The sequence below is a fragment of the Pseudomonas fulva NBRC 16637 = DSM 17717 genome, from assembly GCF_000730565.1.
GTDB lineage: Bacteria > Pseudomonadota > Gammaproteobacteria > Pseudomonadales > Pseudomonadaceae > Aquipseudomonas > Aquipseudomonas fulva.
Genome location: NZ_BBIQ01000010.1, coordinates 117,263 through 133,448 on the forward strand (window position 1 = coordinate 117,263; position 16,186 = coordinate 133,448).

The window sequence follows — 16,186 nt, forward strand, 5'->3', positions numbered from 1 at the left end:
CTGAAAAGGTAAGGACAACCGGAAGGCCCGCGCTGGCATGACGCATGCGCAGCGCAGGTTCCGGCGCGGTCGAAGGCCTGACCTTCGCCCCGTAATCAGCCCGGATCGCGAAAATCCGGGTGGAAGGTGCTGGGCACCGTCACGCAGGTGCTGTCGCGGGTGGCGATGTCGATGCCTTCGCTGGCCACTTCGGCCAGGAAGTCGATCTGTTCGGGCGTGATGATATACGGTGGCAGGAAATACACCACACTGCCCAGCGGACGCAGCAGCGCGCCACGGGTCAGGGCATGCTCGAACACTTTAAGGCCGCGTCGCGCCTGCCAGGGGTAGGGCACTTTGCCGGCTTTGTCCTGGACCATTTCGATGGCCAGGACCATGCCGGTCTGGCGAATCTCGGCCACGTGGGCATGGTCGGCCAGATGCGCGGTGGCGGTGGCCATGCGCGTGGCCAGCGCCTTGTTGGCCTCGATCACGTTATCCTGCTCGAAGATGTCGAGGGTGGCCAATGCGGCCGCGCACGCCAGTGGGTTACCCGTGTAGCTGTGCGAATGCAGGAACGCGCGCAAGGTGCGGTAGTCGTCATAGAACGCCTGGTACACCTTGTCGGTGGTCAGGCAGGCGGCCAGGGGCAGATACCCCCCGGTCAGGGCCTTGGACAGGCACAGGAAGTCCGGGCGAATACCTGCCTGCTCGCAGGCGAACATCGTGCCCGTACGACCGAAGCCAACCGCGATCTCGTCATGGATCAGGTGCACGTCGTAGCGATCGCAGGCTTCGCGCAAAAGCTTGAGATAGACCGGATGGTACATGCGCATGCCGCCGGCGCCCTGGATCAACGGCTCGATGATGACCGCGCTGATCGAGGCATGATGCTCGGCCAAGGTCTGCTCCATGACTTGGAACAAGGTGCGCGAATGCGCCTCCCAACTGACGCCCTCCGGACGCAGGTAGCAATCGGGGCTTGGGACTTTCAGGGTGTCGAGCAGCAACGCCTTGTAGGTTTCGGTGAACAGCGGGACATCACCGACGGACATGGCCGCGATGGTTTCACCGTGATAGCTGTTGGTCAGGGTGACGAACCGCTTCTTGTCCGGCTTGCCGACGTTCTGCCAGTAGTGGAAGCTCATCTTCAGCGCCACTTCGATGCACGAGGAGCCATTGTCGGCGTAGAACACCCGGTCGAGCCCAGCCGGTGTCATGGCCACCAGGCGTTCGGACAGTTCGATCACAGGCTGGTGGCTAAAGCCTGCCAGAATCACGTGCTCAAGCTGGTCGACCTGCTCCTTGATGCGCTGATTGATACGCGGGTTGGCATGGCCGAACACGTTGACCCACCAGCTGCTCACGGCATCCAGGTAGCGCCGGCCCTCGAAATCCTCGAGCCACACGCCTTCCCCGCGCTTGATCGGTATCAGCGGCAGTTGCTCGTGGTCTTTCATCTGGGTGCAGGGGTGCCAGAGGACCTTGAGGTCGCGCTGCATCCACTGATCATTGAGGCCCATGAGCATTTCTCCTGGCTTGGCGGCGTGGGGGCGTAAGCCTAAGCAATGGCACGGGTGAGAACAACCCGCCAGAAAATGTCATTTAGCCAGACCACTTGATGTCACTACGCTGGCAGCCCTGGCAGCGGTGACGTATTCTAGCGCCTCTCTCGGGGCATCCCGCCTCTCTCTGTTTTCTGCAACCTTTGACTCGGAGTTCGCCAACATGGCTGCTGCTTGGGTGCGCCTGTGCGCGTTGGTATTGATTGGTGTTTCCAGCGGTGCCGCGCTGGCGAGTGACAAGATGCCCACGGCAATCGTCGTGGGTGGCGGCATGGCAGGCCTGACCGCTGCTTATGAGCTGCAGAACAAGGGCTGGCAGGTGACCTTGCTCGAAGCCAAGGCAGGCATGGGCGGCCGCTCGGGCCTGGCCACCAGCGAATGGATCGGCAATACCAAGGCGCAGCCTGTACTCAACCAGTACGTTGATCGCTTCAAGCTCGACACGCTGCCAGCGCCGGAATTCGTGCGCACCCCTGGCTACCTGATCGATGGCGAGTATTTCAGCGCCGCAGACCTGGCCCTCAAGCAGCCGGCCACGGCCGAAGCCCTCAAGCGCTACGAGAAAACCCTGGACGACCTGGCCCGTTCGATCGACGATCCGCTCAACCCCCAGGCGACCAGCACCCTGTTCGCCCTGGACCAGATCAACGTGTCCTCTTGGCTGGACAAGTTGCAGCTGCCTGCCACCGCCCGTCAGCTGGTCAACCAGCAGATCCGCAGCCGCTACGACGAGCCATCGCGCTTGTCGCTGTTGTATTTCGCCCAGCAGAACCGCGTCTACCGTGACGTGAGCGACCGTGACCTGCGTGCAGCGCGGCTTCCTGGCGGCAGCCCGGTGTTGGCGCAGGCATTCGTCAAGCAACTGAAGACCATCAAGACCGACTCGCCGGTAAGTGCAATCGTTCAGGACAAGGATGGCGTCACCGTGAAAGTCGGCAGCGTGGGTTATCGCGCCGATTACGTGGTGATGGCCGTGCCCCTGCGCGCACTGGCCAAGATCCAGATGACACCTGGCCTGGATAACCAGCATGTGGCGGCGCTCAAGGGCACCAACTACGGCTGGCGCGACCAGGTCATGCTCAAGTTCAAGAAACCGGTGTGGGAAAGCCGGGCGCGCATGTCGGGCGAGATCTTCAGCAATACCGGCCTGGGCATGTTGTGGATCGAGCCGGCCCTCAAGGGCGGTGCCAATGTGGTGATCAACCTTTCCGGCGACAACGCCCGCCTGCTGCAGGCCTTTGGCGACAAGCAAATGGTCGACCAGGTGCTCATTCGCCTGCACACCTTCTATCCTCAGGCCCGCGGCGCCTTCACCGGCTATGAAGTCAAGCGCTACAGCGCCGATGCCGGCACCGGGGGTGCCTACCTGGCCTATGGACCTGGCCAGATCAGCAAGTACTGGCGTCTTTGGGAGCGCCCGGTGCAACGCATCGCGTTTGCCGGTGAGCACACCGATGCCCTGTACCCAGGCACGCTTGAAGGCGCACTGCGTAGCGGTCAACGGGCTGCCGGCCAAGTGCAGGACCTGCTGGCCGGCAAGTCGTTCGACCCAGTCAAGGCCGTGCCGGCTGCCGCGACAGCCGCAGCAGGTGCGGCAGCGGCCAAGAGCAAGGGCAATTTCTTCACCAACCTCTTCGGCGGCGCGTCCAACAAAGACAAGGCAGGCGACCAAGCGCCGGCCAAGCCTGAGGCCCAATCGGCCGACGCGACGGGTCAGAAGAAGCCAGGCTTCTTCGCTCGCCTGTTCGGTGCCAAGGAAACCCCAGCGCCAGAGCCTCAACCGGCGGCAAAGGCAATTGACGCAGCCCCTGTAGCACCCCCCGTCGCGCAGCCTGCAGCGCAAGCGCCACAGCAGGCACCGGCCAGCCCGGCGCCCGCCGTCAAGGCAGCACCCACCAAGGCGGCAGCCACCAAGGCCGCCCCGGTCAAGCAGGCGCCGGCCCACAAGCCAGCGGCCAAATCGGCCCACAAGCCAGCTCACAAGCCTGCCGACAGCAAAAAAGCGGCTACCAAGCCGGCGCCAGCCAAGAAGCCTTTGACCGATAGCCAGGCCAAAGCGAGCTGATACCGCCGGCCTGGCCGGCACCGCCCCGGCAGCGCCTAACCGCAGGGCTCAGCCACTTGACTGAGCCCTGTGCCATGCGCATTGATCGAAGCGCTCGCTGCCTGATATCGGCGTTAACGTTTCCTTAATAGCCTTCTATGAAAATTGCTATCGGATTTGTCGATAATCCAAAGCAAGTTTTTCCGCTTTTATTCGATACGTTTGACGCTAGTCTTTGCATAGCTTTCACGGGGAAGAACGCCAACATGCAAGTGCGCAATTCATCTTCACGTTACGGCGCTGTCAGCATTCTCATGCACTGGGGCGTGGCGCTGACCGTCTTCAGTCTTTTCGGCCTCGGGTTGTGGATGGTCGGGCTCGACTACTATGACCCATGGCGCAAGGCCGGCCCAGACCTGCATAAAAGCATTGGTCTGATGCTGCTGGCGGTGATGCTGTTGCGCGTGCTGTGGCGTTTTGTGAGCCCGCCGCCGCCGGCACTTGCCAGTTATGGCCCGCTCACCCGATTGGGTGCCAAGCTGGGGCATCTGGCCCTGTACCTGGGGTTGTTCGCCGTGATGATTGCCGGTTACCTGATTTCCACCGCCGACGGCGTGGGGATCCCGGTGTTTGGCCTGTTCGAGGTGCCTGCCCTGGTCAGCAATCTGCCAGACCAGGCGGATCTGGCCGGTGTCATCCACCTGTGGCTGGCGTGGGGGGTGGTGGTTTTTGCGGGGTTGCATGCCCTGGCCGCACTCAAGCACCATTTCATCGACCGTGACGCGACCCTCATGCGTATGCTGGGCCGCAAAGCTTGACGCTCAACCTCAATCGCAAAGGAAGGAAGTAACGATGTTGAAAAAGACTTTTGCCGCTCTGGCGCTCGGTACTGCTCTGTTCTCCGCTGGCCAGGCCATGGCAGCCGAGTACAAGATCGACAAGGAAGGCCAGCACGCTTTCGTGGACTGGAAGATCAGCCACCTGGGCTACAGCTTCATTCACGGTACGTTCAAGGATTTCGACGGTAACTTCACGTGGGACAGTGCCAAGCCTGAAGCCAGCAAGATCAGTGTCGACCTGAAAACCGCCAGCCTGTGGTCGAACCACGCCGAGCGTGACAAGCACATTGCCAGCGCCGACTTCCTGAACGTTAAGAAGTATCCGGATGCCAAGTTCGTGTCCACCAGCGTCAAGTCCACCGGTGACAAGACCGCTGACGTCATGGGTGACCTGACCCTGCACGGCGTGACCAAGCCGGTGACTTTCAAGGCCACCTTCAACGGTGAAGGTAAGGACCCATGGGGCGGTGAGCGCGCTGGCTTCAATGCCACCACCACCTTGAACCTGAATGACTTCGGCATCAAAGGCCCAGGCCCAACCTCGCAGACGCTGGATCTGGATATCAGTGTCGAAGGCGTAAAGCAGAAGTAATACGTGTCAGCCGAATGAAAAACGGGGCCGCTTGCGGCCCCGTTTTCGTTTACGACCCCTTGCGGGTCAGCAGTGCCGGACGTTCGCCCCGCGGACGGCTTGGCAGATCGTCCAACTGCTCGGGGGTCGGATAACGGTCCAGCTTGGATTCCTTGCGGATGATCACAGGCTGATGCTGTGGCTGGCGCGTGTTGCCTACGGCCGGTTCCTGGCGGGCAGCTGCGTCACGCGGTGGGCGACCACCACGCGCGCCGCCGTCACGACGAGCAGTGCCGCCATTATTGGCACGAGGCGGGCGTTTCTCACCACCGCCAGTACGGGGTTGACCGTTGTTGCGGCCTTGACCACCGGCATTGGTACGCGGCGTACCTCCTTGCGGTTGACTACCATTACCGGCTGGGCGACGGTTGCGGCCTTGGCCCTTGCCATTCTGGTACGGGCTCACGTAGTCAGCCCGGTTACCGAAGTTATCCACATCGTCATCCAGAAACTCTTCCGGATCGCGGTTGGGCTGCATGGCCGGAGGGGTCGCGTTGCTGGCCTGTTGCTGACGAGGCTTCTTGTCACGTGGCTTGCGCGGCTGTTGCTGCCTGTCGCCGGACTTTTCCTTGTCAGCGGGTTTGTCCGCAGCCTGCTGGCGGGTTTTGCCCTTGTCCTTGCCCTTATCCTTGCGGCCACCGTTGGCGTCCTTGCTGCCCTCGCCGCGGGCCTGCTGACCACGACCGCCACGGCCATTGGGCTGCTGGCGTTCGCGGACTTCAGGCTTCTCGGCCTCGACCTGGCTGGCATCGAAGCCCATCAGGTCGCCGTCAGCAATCTTCTGACGGGTCACGCGCTCGATACTCTTGAGCAGTTTCTCCTCGTCAGGTGCCACCAGGGAAATGGCCTCGCCAGAGCGACCGGCGCGGCCAGTACGGCCAATGCGGTGCACGTAATCTTCTTCGACGTTGGGCAGCTCGAAGTTGACGACGTGGGGCAGTTGGTCGATGTCCAGGCCACGGGCGGCGATGTCGGTGGCGACCAGCACGCGAATGTTGTTGGCCTTGAAGTCAGCCAAGGCCTTGGTGCGTGCGTTCTGGCTCTTGTTGCCATGGATGGCTGCGGCAGTCAGGCCGTGCTTTTCCAGGTACTCGGCCAGGCGGTTGGCGCCATGCTTGGTACGGGTGAAGACCAGTACCTGCTCCCACGCACCCAGGGTGATCAAGTGCGCCAGCAGGGCACGCTTGTGGCTAGCCGGCAGGCGGTAGACACGCTGCTCGATGCGCTCGACGGTGGTGTTTGGCGGGGTGACCTCGATGCGCTCCGGGTTGTGCAGGAGCTTGTCGGCAAGGTCAGTGATGTCCTTGGAGAACGTGGCCGAGAACAACAGGTTCTGGCGTTTGGCAGGCAGGCGGGCCAGCACTTTCTTGACGTCGTGGATGAAGCCCATGTCGAGCATGCGGTCAGCTTCATCCAATACCAGAATTTCTACATGGGCCAGGTCGACCTTGCCTTGACCGGCCAGATCGAGCAGGCGACCAGGGCAGGCAACCAGGACGTCGACGCCCTTGGCAATGGCCTGCACCTGCGGGTTCATGCCGACGCCGCCGAAGACGCACGCACTGACCAGCGGCAGGTCGCGGGCATACAGCTTGAAGCTGTCGTGCACCTGGGCCGCCAGTTCGCGGGTAGGGGTCAGTACCAGGACCCGTGGCTGACGGGGGCCATGGCGCTGGGATTTGTCCGGGTGACCTGCCGGGAACAGACGTTCGAGAATCGGCAGGGCGAAACCGCCGGTCTTACCGGTACCGGTCTGTGCGGCGACCATCAGGTCGCGGCCTTGCAACACGGCGGGAACTGCCCGCTGTTGCACGGGGGTCGGCTGGGTATAGCCCGCGGCTTCAATGGCGCGGACAAGAGCCTCGGAGAGACCGAGGGAAGCAAAGGACATGGGCAATCCTGTTCTCGTGTGGGCTGGGCCCGTAGGGATGTTCTGCCTGGCGCGACGGGCATCGGCATGATGCGATCGCGTCCGGTCCAGCTGGGCTTTCACTGCACATCCGGGAAACGGAGGGCTGACGCCAGAGTGCGTCGATGCCGATCGGGATGCCTGTTGCGAGGCCGAGCGTCCGGGCGTGAGCCGGGCGGGAAGGCCCGAGTATAACAGAGCTAGCGCGCTGTGCTGCTTTCCTGCTGCTCAACGGCGTTCGCAAGGTTCTCAGGGTCGTGTGTGTAGTGGTCCATGATGGCCGCGTAGGCCGGTTCCTGCTTGAATCGCCGCAGTTCCTCGGCAAAGGCCTGGGCCAGTACCTCACGCCCAGGCTTGCGGGCCAGGCCCAGGTACTGGGGCTGGCGACTGACGACAAGCGGCAAGGCTTCGATCTGCTGCTCCAGACCCATGAGCCGGATGACATGCAGGCCGACCCTGCGGTCGGTAATCGCAAGGTCTATGCGCCCCAGCGCCAGCTTGCCAAAGTTCGCTTCATGGGTCGGCGCCGCTTCGCGCTTGAAGAAGGTAGCCTCATTGAACGCCGCACTGTAGTTGTAGCCTGGCGAGGTGCCCACGGTCAGGCCGGCCAGCGCATCCAGGCTCGATACCTCATGGCGGCGAGCCTTGGTCTGGAACAGGATCAACTCGGCCGTGGACATGGGTTCCGGGACATACAGCAAATAAGGGTGGCGGGACTCGACCTGGAAGACATCCATGATGCCGTCGGCCTGGCCCTGCTCGATCATTGCCAGGCACCGCTTGAAGGGCATGAACTGCCATTGGACCTCGTACCCAAGACGACGCAATACCTCGGTCGTGACCTCGTAGTCGATGCCACGCGGCTGGCCGTTTTGCTGGTAGACATAGGGTGCCCAGTCATCGCTTACCAGGCGCAAGCGCTCGCCCAGCGCGAACGGGCTGAGGCAAAAAAGCAGCAGGATCCAGATCAGACGGGCGGAGATTGGCATGCCCGGAGATTACGCGCTCGGCCAGGTCAAGACCAGTGCCGGATTGGGCGAGGCAGGGCGCCGCAGGTGGGGCCTGCGACACGTGCGTATGAACCAGGCGCCGGTCAGCTACCAGCACGTGGTCCATCGGGCTTCAACGAGACGGCTGGAGGTTGTTCCAGATCGCCATGCTCGGTTCTGCCTGGTTCAAGGTGTAGAAGTGCAGGCTCGGTGCACCGCCTTGCAGCAGCTCCTCGCACATGCGGGTGATGACTTCTTCACCGAAGGCCTGGATGCTGGCCGTATCGTCCGCATAGGCTTCGAGCTGTTTGCGAATCCAGCGTGGAATTTCGGCGCCGCAAGCGTCGGAGAAACGCGCCAGCTTGCTGTAGTTGGTGATCGGCATGATGCCGGGCACCACGGGGATGTCCACGCCCAGCTTCTGGGCTCGCTCGACGAAGTAGAAGTAGCTGTCGGCGTTGAAGAAGTACTGGGTGATGGCGCTGTCGGCACCGGCCTTGACCTTGTGCGCGAAATTGGCCAGATCGGCTTCGAAGTTGCGTGCCTGTGGATGCATCTCGGGGTAGGCGGCGACTTCGAGGTGGAAATGGTCACCCGTTTCCTGACGGATGAACTCGACCAGGTCACTGGCATAACGCAGCTCGCCACTGGCCATGCCCATGCCCGAAGGCAGGTCACCGCGCAGTGCGACGATACGCTTGATGCCGACTTGCTTGTACTCGGCCAGCAGCGCGCGCAACTCGGCCTTGGTATCGCCTACGCACGAGAGGTGGGGCGCAGCCGGCACCTGCACTTGGCTTTCCAGCTGCAATACCGTGTTGAGCGTGCGGTCGCGGGTGGAACCGCCGGCGCCGTAGGTGCAGGAGAAGAAGTCAGGGTTGCAGGCGGCCAACTGGCGCGCCACGCCCATCAGCTTTTCATGACCTGCGTCGGTTTTGGTCGGGAAGAACTCGAAACTGTAACGGCGTTCTTGTGACATCACTCGTTCCTCTAACAGCAAGCCCAAAGCTGCAAGCTGCAAGTAGAAGCCAGGTCGGTGATGGCCGACCTGGCCTGGCATCGTTCACGTTTCTTTCAGGCGTGCACTTCAAGCGGCAATGCCACGGTCTGGCACTGCCTGGCGCTTGAAGCGTACCGATCAGTAACGGTAGGCGTCTGGCTTGAACGGGCCTTCAACGGTTACGCCGATGTAGTCGGCCTGCTGCTTGGTCAACTGGGTGACCACGCCGCCGAAACCGCGGACCATTTCCAGGGCCACTTCTTCGTCGAGCTTCTTGGGCAGCACTTCGACCGTCAGGCGCTCGGCTTTCTTCTCGGCCGACAGGTCGGCGTACTTCTGCTCGAACAGGAAGATCTGTGCCAGGACCTGGTTGGCGAAGGAGCCATCCATGATGCGGCTTGGGTGGCCAGTGGCATTGCCCAGGTTGACCAGGCGGCCTTCGGCCAGCAGGATCAGGTAGTCGTCGTTCTGAGGATCGAAGCTGCCGGCGCCGGTACGGTGGATCTTGTGGACCTGCGGCTTGACCTCTTCCCATGCCCAGTTCTTGCGCATGAAGGCCGTGTCGATTTCGTTGTCGAAGTGACCGATGTTGCAGACAACGGCACGCTTTTTCAGGGCCTTGAGCATGTTGGCGTCGCAGACGTTCACGTTACCGGTGGTGGTGACGATCAGGTCGATCTTGCCCAGCAGCGCCTTGTCGACACTGGCTTCGGTGCCATCGTTCAGGCCATCGAGGAAGGGCGATACCACTTCGAAACCGTCCATGCACGCCTGCATCGCGCAGATGGGGTCGACTTCGGTGACCTTGACGATCATGCCTTCCTGACGCAGCGACTGAGCCGAGCCCTTGCCCACGTCACCGTAGCCGATCACCAGGGCCTGCTTGCCCGACAGCAGGTGGTCGGTACCGCGCTTGATGGCATCGTTCAGGCTGTGACGGCAGCCGTACTTGTTGTCGTTCTTGCTCTTGGTGACCGAGTCGTTGACGTTGATGGCCGGAACCTTCAGCTCGCCTTTGGCCAGCATGTCCAGCAGGCGGTGCACGCCGGTGGTGGTTTCTTCGGTCACGCCGTGGACGCGCTCGAGCACCTGTGGGTACTTCTTGTGCAGCAGTTCGGTCAGGTCGCCACCGTCGTCCAGGACCATGTTGGCGTCCCAGGGCTGGCCGTCCTTGAGGATGGTCTGCTCCAGGCACCATTCGTATTCCTGCTCGGTTTCACCCTTCCAGGCGAAGACCGGGATACCGGCGGCTGCGATGGAGGCGGCGGCCTGGTCCTGGGTGGAGAAGATGTTGCACGACGACCAGCGCACTTCGGCACCCAGGGCGACCAGGGTTTCGATCAGCACGGCAGTCTGGATGGTCATGTGGATGCAGCCCAGGATCTTGGCACCCTTGAGCGGTTGCTCGGCTTGGTACTTGCGGCGCAGGCCCATCAGCGCAGGCATTTCCGATTCGGCGATGATGGTTTCGCGACGGCCCCAGGCGGCCAGGGAGATGTCGGCAACTTTGAAATCGGTAAAACCAGCAGGCATGTTTGCAGCGCTCATCAGAGCCTCCATTCGTAGTGTGCGAATGGGCGCCGTTGTGCGTTGAGCGTCCGCGGGAGCGGACAACGCCCCATCCGAGCCTGACAGGTCGAGCCTGCTGCAGCGCCCCTCGGACAGGTGGCGGGCATGGCGCCGCTGTGGACGGCCATGTAAAACGGCCACGATTATAGCCGGGTGCGGCACCATCCCCAAGGTTTTCTGTCGATTAATCGAGACGATAGTCGATGTTGGGTGGAGCGGCGCTGGCCGCTCTGCCATCATCGTTTTACGCAAGCCAGGATGCTCAGGAGTCCCGATGAACTTCCACACCCGCAAATGGGTTAAACCCGAAGACCTCAACCCCAACGGCACGCTGTTCGGTGGCAGCCTGCTGCGCTGGATCGACGAGGAAGCGGCCATCTATGCCATCGTGCAGCTGGGCAACCAGCGCGTGGTGACCAAGTACATGTCCGAAATCAATTTCGTCAGTGCCTCGCGCAAGGGCGACATCATCGAACTGGGCATCACCGCCACCGAGTTTGGCCGCACCTCGATCACGCTGCGCTGCGAAGTGCGCAACAAGATCACGCGCAAGAGCATCCTGACCGTCGAACGCATGGTCTTCGTGAACCTGGGCGAGGACGGGCTGCCTGCGCCCCACGGGCGTACCGAAATCAAGTACGTGCAGGACCAGTTCCCCGACTCCGCCGTGGAGTGACGGTCTGGGGGCTGCAGGGTGCAGCCCCGCTTCTTTCAGGGTTGTACGCTGACCCTGCGTACCACCTTGCCGATGCTCAGGCCCTGCACCAGGATCGAGGACAGCACCACGATGTAGGTGATCGACAGCAGCAGGTCACGCTCTTCACCCAAAGGCAACGACAGCGCCAGGGCTACCGATACTCCACCACGCAGGCCACCCCAGGTCAGCACCCGCACCGTGCCCTTGGGCACCGGGCGCCAACGCCGCAGCAACACGATGGCCGGCGCCACGGTCAGCAGGCGCGAGAGCAGCACGGCCAGCGCCAATACACTGCCGGCGGCCATGTGCAGCCAGTTGAAAGGCAGCAACAGCAGCTCCAGGCCGATCAACGCGAACAGCAGCGCGTTGAGCATATCGTCGATCAACTCCCAGAAACCGTCCATGTAGCGACGGGTCATGTCGTTCATCGCCAGGTTGCGCCCCAGGTTGCCGATGATCAGGCCCGCCACCACCATCGCGATAGGGGCCGAGACGTGCAACTCATAGCACATCGCCGAGCCACCGATCACCAGCGCCAGGGTCAGCATGACCTCGACCTGGTATTGCTCCACACTCTTGATCATGCGGTAGGTGGCGTAGCCGATCACACCGCCAAACAGCACGCCACCGATGGCCTCGCGAACGAACAGCAGCGCCGTGTCGGCGATGCTCGGGGTTTCACCGAGCTGGATGATGCCCAGCAGCACGGTGAAGACCACAACGGCAGTACCGTCGTTGAACAGCGACTCGCCGACGATGGTGGTCTTCAGGGGTTTAGGAGCATTGGCCGTACGCAGGGCGCCCAACACCGCAATCGGGTCGGTCGGCGAGATGAGCGCGCCGAACAGCAGGCAGTAGATCAGCGGCACCTGCCAGCCGAACATCGCGAACACCCAGTGCGACAGGTAGCCGATGACCACGGTGGCGATCAGCACGCCCACGGTCGCCAGCAGGCCGATGGGCCAGCGGTAGCTGCGCAGGTCGGACAAGTTCACGTGCAAGGCACCGGCGAACAGCAGGAACGCCAGCATCCAGTGCATCAGCAGGTCATTGAAGTCGATCTGGTTCATCAGCGCTTCGACGCGGGCTTCCAGGCCAGGAAAGCCGATCAGGCTCAATGCCTGAAGCATGAGCGAGAACAGCAAGGCCGTGACCATCACGCCGATCGCAGGTGGCAGGCCGATGAATCGGTAGTTCACATAGGTGAGAAGGGTGGTAAGGCAGATAAACGCGGCAACTAATTCAAGCATCCCGATTCCTGTAACAGTGGCTTCCAAGTCGTCACCCGAATGACTCGGGCAGCTCTTTGATGACCTGACGAGGGGTTCGGGGCACAGGGTTTGACCGATTTTGCATTAATCGTTCCCATTAGCGCCCTGCCAAAGGCGGTGGGCGGGCTGTAACAGGGGGTGGCGAGGCCGCTTCGTGATTGACGCGCTCACCTGGCCAGGGCTTATAGTCTGCGTCCGGTAACCCCTTGAGGACCCACCGCGTGTTGGCCACGTCTCTGGTGCTGATCGCTGCCTTGCTTCATGCGACCTGGAACACCCTGATCAAATTCAGCGGCGAGCGCCTGCTGGTCATTGCCAGCATGGACACGGTGGCCCTGGCCCTGGTGATGCCTGCGGTGGCTTTCGTGGACATCCCGCCTGCCGGTATCTGGCCCTGGTTGCTGGCTTCGGCGTTTGCCGAGCAGCTGTACCGCTGGCTGCTGATCAAGGCGTATCGCGTGGGTGACCTGGGCCTGGTCTACCCGCTGATGCGTGGGCTGTCGCCTCTGGTCGTACTGGCGCTGACCCTGGCGTTTGCCGGAGAACCCCTGAGCCAGCAGCAGATCATCGGCATTCTGCTGATTCCCTGTGGCATGGCCTGCCTGTTGTGGCAGGGCGGTGGCGGAGACCGGCTGCCGTGGTCGATGTTGCCGGTGGTGGCCCTGATCGGGCTGTGCATCGGGTGCTATACCTGGTTCGACGGTCAGGCCGTGCGCGAATGGGGCAAGCCTTGGGACTACTTGGTGTGGCTGACGCTGCTCAGTGCCTGGCAATTCCCCGCGCTGGCCGCAGTGGCGCGACGGGCACCGTTTGTGCTGTTCTGGAAAACCCAGTGGCGGCTGGGCCTTGCCGTCGGCCTGTGCGTGCTGTTCAGTTATGCCCTGGTGCTCTGGGCGATGCACCTGGGGTCGGTGGCCGAGGCAGCGGCGCTGCGCGAGCTGAGCGTGATCCTTGTGGTGTTGCTGGGGATGCGCTACCTCAAAGAACCTTTCGGCGGGCCAAGACTCCTAGCTTGCGGGCTGGTACTGGCAGGTATGCTGGTAATGAAGCTCTGACCGAATGACAAATGAGGAACCCTGTCCATGACCGTTGCCCTGTGGTGCATCCTGATCGCGCTGATCCTGCCGCCGCTCTGTGCGCTGATCGCCAAGCTGGCGAGCGGCCGGTTCGGCTTGAAGCACAACCATGACCCGCGCGCCTTCCTCGATACCCTGTCGGGGCTGCCGCGCCGCGCGCACTCAGCCCAGCAGAACGGTTACGAAGCCTTTCCGGCATTCGCCGCCGCTGTGCTGGTGGCAGACATCGTCGGCAACGCCGAACAGGTGACCCAGGATGTGCTGGGTGTGATGTACATCACCAGTCGGCTGCTCTACATCATCTGCTACCTCGCCGACTGGGCGGCACTGCGCTCGCTGGTCTGGTTCGCTGGCCTTGCGATCATCGTGGCGTTCTTCGTGGTCTCGGCCTGACCGCATCGCCCGGTGCCGAGGCCCCCGTCACGGGACCTTGGGCACTTCAGGCAGCGGTTGGCCCTTGGGCCACAGCATCCAGATCTGGCCCTGCTGCTTCATGTTCCCGGCCAGGTCTCCGGCTGCCTGGCCGGTCCCCCAGAACAGGTCGGCGCGAACCTCGCCTGCGATAGCGCCCCCAGTGTCCTGGGCCGCGACCGGGCGCACAACGGGGCTGCCGTCCGGTCGGGTGGTCGATAGCCACAGCAGGCTGCCAAGCGGGATGACCTTGCGGTCGATAGCCACGCTGTAGCCTGCCGTCAGTGGAACGTTGAGCGAGCCACGTGGCCCTTCGTTGCTGTCGGGGCGCGTGCTGAAGAACACGTAGCTGGGGTTGCTGGCCAGCAATTCGGGAACCCGTGAAGGGTTGGACTGGGCCCACGCATGAATGGCGCCCATGCTCACGTCTTCTTTTTTCAGCTGCCCTTGCTCGACCAGCCAGCGGCCAATCGGACGATACGGATGACCGTTCTGGTCAGCGTAACCCAGGCGCAGCTGGCGCCCGTCCTCCAATTGGACGCGACCAGAGCCCTGGATCTGCAGGAACTGCAAGTCCATCGGGTCGGTCAGCCAGGCCAGTACCGGGGCCTTGGCGCCGTTGCGGTTGATGACCTCAGCAGTGTCGTAGGGCTTGAGCACGCGCCCTTCGAGGCGACCACGCAGGCGCTTGCCCTTGAGTTCGGGGTACACGCTGGCCAGGTCCACCGTGATCATGTCTTCGGGAGGGCCGTAGACCGCCACATCATAGGTGGCAGAGGGGGTCAGGCTGCCAGGGTAGACAGGTTCGTAATAGCCGGTGATCAAGCCGTTGGCACTGTTGTCAGCCGAACGCAGGCCATAGACCTCCAGGTTCTGCTCGAGAAAGGTGCGCACCTGTGCAGCGCTTGCCGGCTGGCTCCCAGCGGCTTCACAGGTGGCCGCCCAGACCGGGTCGCGCTTGAGCTTTTCGCAGCCGCTGCGCCAGGCATAGAAACCGGCGAGCAGGTCTTCGTCGCTGACCGTTGGCAGGTCTTTCCAGGTACCAGGCGCGTAGGTTGCGATGGCGTGGGGCTCGGGCTTTGCCGTCTGGTCGTTGTCGCAGCCGGCCAGCAAGGCCAGTAGCGGGAGTGTCCAGGCCAGGTGGCGCAAGGCATGTTTCATCGGTGTATTCCTGTCATGGACGAACACGCAGTTCACCCTTGTTTTTTATGTGGCTATTGGTCTTTCGCCTATTGGCAGCGATACTGGCCGGCCCTTTTTCCAGGCATGGGTAGGCGAGATGTTTAAGCGGTTGGGCGTTGTGGTGCTTGCAGCATTGACCTTGGGTAGTGGCCTGACAGGTTGCGGGGGCGTTGACCCCAACTCCCCACTGGGCAAGCGCAAGGCCATCTTCAAGGACATGCTCAAGACAAGCGAGGACCTGGGCGGCATGTTGCGTGGTCGACTGCCGTTCGACGCCGGTCGCTTCGCCCAAGGGGCGGACACCCTGGATACGCTGTCTCACCAACCCTGGCAGCACTTTGCGCAGGTACCCGAGGGCGAAGGCAGCGCGGCGCGACCCGAGGTGTGGCAACGGCAGGCGCGCTTTCAAGACCTGGCCCGGCAGCTGGAGGCAGCTACCGGAGCGCTGGTGCAAGCGACCCGCCAGCCGTCGCTGGACGCTGCGCAGTTGAAGGCACCCATGGACAAGGTCGAAAACGCATGCCGGGCGTGCCACAGCGAATTTCGTAACCATTGAATGACGCGGCAGGCGGCGGCTGGCCCGTGCGCCGCCTCAGGCGCTGGCCTCAGCGGTCAAGGTCGTCTACCGCGTCCTGCAGTTCCTTGCGGGACTCGGCGAGCTTGTCCTTGCGCTTGTTGATTTTTTCGGCGTCGCCTTTCTTCTCGGCCTTTTTCAGGTCCTTCTCCCGCTGGGCCACCTCATGGCGCGCATCGAGCACCTTCTGCTCACGCTCTTTGCGCAGGCTGGCCTCGGTGCAGTTGGCCACGCCACGCAAGGCCTCCTCCAGCCCGGCCGCCTGCGCGGCATTGCCGTGCTCACGGGCGATCTTGAGCTGGTTCTCGATCGCGCTGCGCTTGGCATCGCAACCGGTCAGGCCGGCATCGGGCGCGGCTGCCTGTGCAGCGCCTGCGCCCAGGCCCAAGGCCGCGAGCAGAAAAAGGGAAGAAAAGCGTTTCATGAAAAGCCTCCTGGACGGGGCAGGGC

Annotated in this window: 15 protein-coding genes and 1 riboswitch; of the genes, 7 read left to right on the forward strand and 8 right to left on the reverse strand. The window is 62.7% G+C overall.

The genetic code is table 11. From position 1 onward, the window contains the following. Nucleotides 1-95: 95 nt before the first annotated feature. The gene (locus PFU01S_RS12110; RefSeq protein WP_028687250.1) at nt 96-1,502 is read right to left on the reverse strand and encodes an adenosylmethionine--8-amino-7-oxononanoate transaminase; all 1,407 of its coding nucleotides are present in this window, start codon (nt 1,500-1,502) and stop codon (nt 96-98) included. 205 nt (nt 1,503-1,707) lie between these two features. Between PFU01S_RS12110 and PFU01S_RS12115 the strand changes: the two genes are divergently transcribed. From PFU01S_RS12115 to PFU01S_RS12125, 3 genes are all read left to right on the forward strand, one after another. Then, the gene (locus tag PFU01S_RS12115; RefSeq protein WP_028687249.1) at nt 1,708-3,609 is read left to right on the forward strand and encodes a flavin monoamine oxidase family protein; all 1,902 of its coding nucleotides are present in this window, start codon (nt 1,708-1,710) and stop codon (nt 3,607-3,609) included. A 245-nt stretch (nt 3,610-3,854) separates the two neighbouring features. Continuing rightward, nucleotides 3,855-4,406, forward strand: a complete 552-nt coding sequence (locus PFU01S_RS12120; RefSeq protein WP_027914027.1) for a cytochrome b — start codon at nt 3,855-3,857, stop codon at nt 4,404-4,406. A 34-nt stretch (nt 4,407-4,440) separates the two neighbouring features. Beyond that, nucleotides 4,441-5,019 carry a YceI family protein gene (locus PFU01S_RS12125; protein ID WP_028687248.1) on the forward strand — a complete coding sequence of 193 codons (579 nt, stop codon included), beginning with the start codon at nt 4,441-4,443 and terminating at the stop codon, nt 5,017-5,019. A 49-nt stretch (nt 5,020-5,068) separates the two neighbouring features. Here PFU01S_RS12125 and rhlE2 read toward each other — a convergent pair whose 3' ends face one another. The 4 genes from rhlE2 to ahcY form a co-directional block, all read right to left on the reverse strand. Further along, nucleotides 5,069-6,949 carry an RNA helicase RhlE2 gene (rhlE2, locus tag PFU01S_RS12130; RefSeq protein WP_027914025.1) on the reverse strand — a complete coding sequence of 627 codons (1,881 nt, stop codon included), beginning with the start codon at nt 6,947-6,949 and terminating at the stop codon, nt 5,069-5,071. A 218-nt stretch (nt 6,950-7,167) separates the two neighbouring features. Next, entirely contained in the window at nt 7,168-7,956 is a 789-nt protein-coding gene (locus PFU01S_RS12135) for a substrate-binding periplasmic protein (protein ID WP_027914024.1), read from the reverse strand. 133 nt (nt 7,957-8,089) lie between these two features. Beyond that, nucleotides 8,090-8,935, reverse strand: a complete 846-nt coding sequence (metF, locus tag PFU01S_RS12140; RefSeq protein ID WP_027914023.1) for a methylenetetrahydrofolate reductase [NAD(P)H] — start codon at nt 8,933-8,935, stop codon at nt 8,090-8,092. A gap of 159 nt (nt 8,936-9,094) precedes the next feature. Next, a complete protein-coding gene (gene ahcY, locus PFU01S_RS12145; RefSeq protein ID WP_027914022.1) occupies nt 9,095-10,504 on the reverse strand; it encodes an adenosylhomocysteinase in 1,410 nt (469 codons plus the stop codon). 20 nt (nt 10,505-10,524) lie between these two features. Then, nucleotides 10,525-10,621, reverse strand: a riboswitch (S-adenosyl-L-homocysteine riboswitch). 178 nt (nt 10,622-10,799) lie between these two features. Here ahcY and PFU01S_RS12150 point away from each other — a divergent pair. Continuing rightward, nucleotides 10,800-11,201 (forward strand): acyl-CoA thioesterase, encoded by a 402-nt coding sequence (locus tag PFU01S_RS12150; RefSeq protein ID WP_023533000.1) that lies wholly within the window; start codon nt 10,800-10,802, stop codon nt 11,199-11,201. Nucleotides 11,202-11,236: 35 nt separating this feature from the next. Here PFU01S_RS12150 and PFU01S_RS12155 read toward each other — a convergent pair whose 3' ends face one another. Beyond that, nucleotides 11,237-12,472: a cation:proton antiporter gene (locus PFU01S_RS12155; RefSeq protein WP_027914021.1), complete on the reverse strand. Its 1,236-nt coding sequence runs from the start codon at nt 12,470-12,472 to the stop codon at nt 11,237-11,239. A gap of 242 nt (nt 12,473-12,714) precedes the next feature. Between PFU01S_RS12155 and PFU01S_RS12160 the strand changes: the two genes are divergently transcribed. Then, nucleotides 12,715-13,548, forward strand: coding sequence for an EamA family transporter (locus PFU01S_RS12160; protein WP_028687247.1), 834 nt, complete (start codon nt 12,715-12,717; stop codon nt 13,546-13,548). 27 nt (nt 13,549-13,575) lie between these two features. Next, nucleotides 13,576-13,962: an MAPEG family protein gene (locus tag PFU01S_RS12165; protein ID WP_023533046.1), complete on the forward strand. Its 387-nt coding sequence runs from the start codon at nt 13,576-13,578 to the stop codon at nt 13,960-13,962. A gap of 27 nt (nt 13,963-13,989) precedes the next feature. On the opposite strand, the gene mltA is transcribed toward PFU01S_RS12165, so the two are convergent. Continuing rightward, entirely contained in the window at nt 13,990-15,141 is a 1,152-nt protein-coding gene (mltA, locus tag PFU01S_RS12170; protein ID WP_027914019.1) for a murein transglycosylase A, read from the reverse strand. Between the two features lie 118 nt (nt 15,142-15,259). Here mltA and PFU01S_RS12175 point away from each other — a divergent pair, with 118 nt between their 5' ends. Further along, a complete protein-coding gene (locus tag PFU01S_RS12175) occupies nt 15,260-15,718 on the forward strand; it encodes a c-type cytochrome (RefSeq protein ID WP_027914018.1) in 459 nt (152 codons plus the stop codon). Between the two features lie 49 nt (nt 15,719-15,767). Here PFU01S_RS12175 and PFU01S_RS12180 read toward each other — a convergent pair whose 3' ends face one another. Continuing rightward, on the reverse strand, nt 15,768-16,160 hold the full coding sequence (locus PFU01S_RS12180; RefSeq protein ID WP_027914017.1) for a DUF1090 domain-containing protein: 393 nt from the start codon (nt 16,158-16,160) through the stop codon (nt 15,768-15,770). Nucleotides 16,161-16,186: the final 26 nt, after the last annotated feature.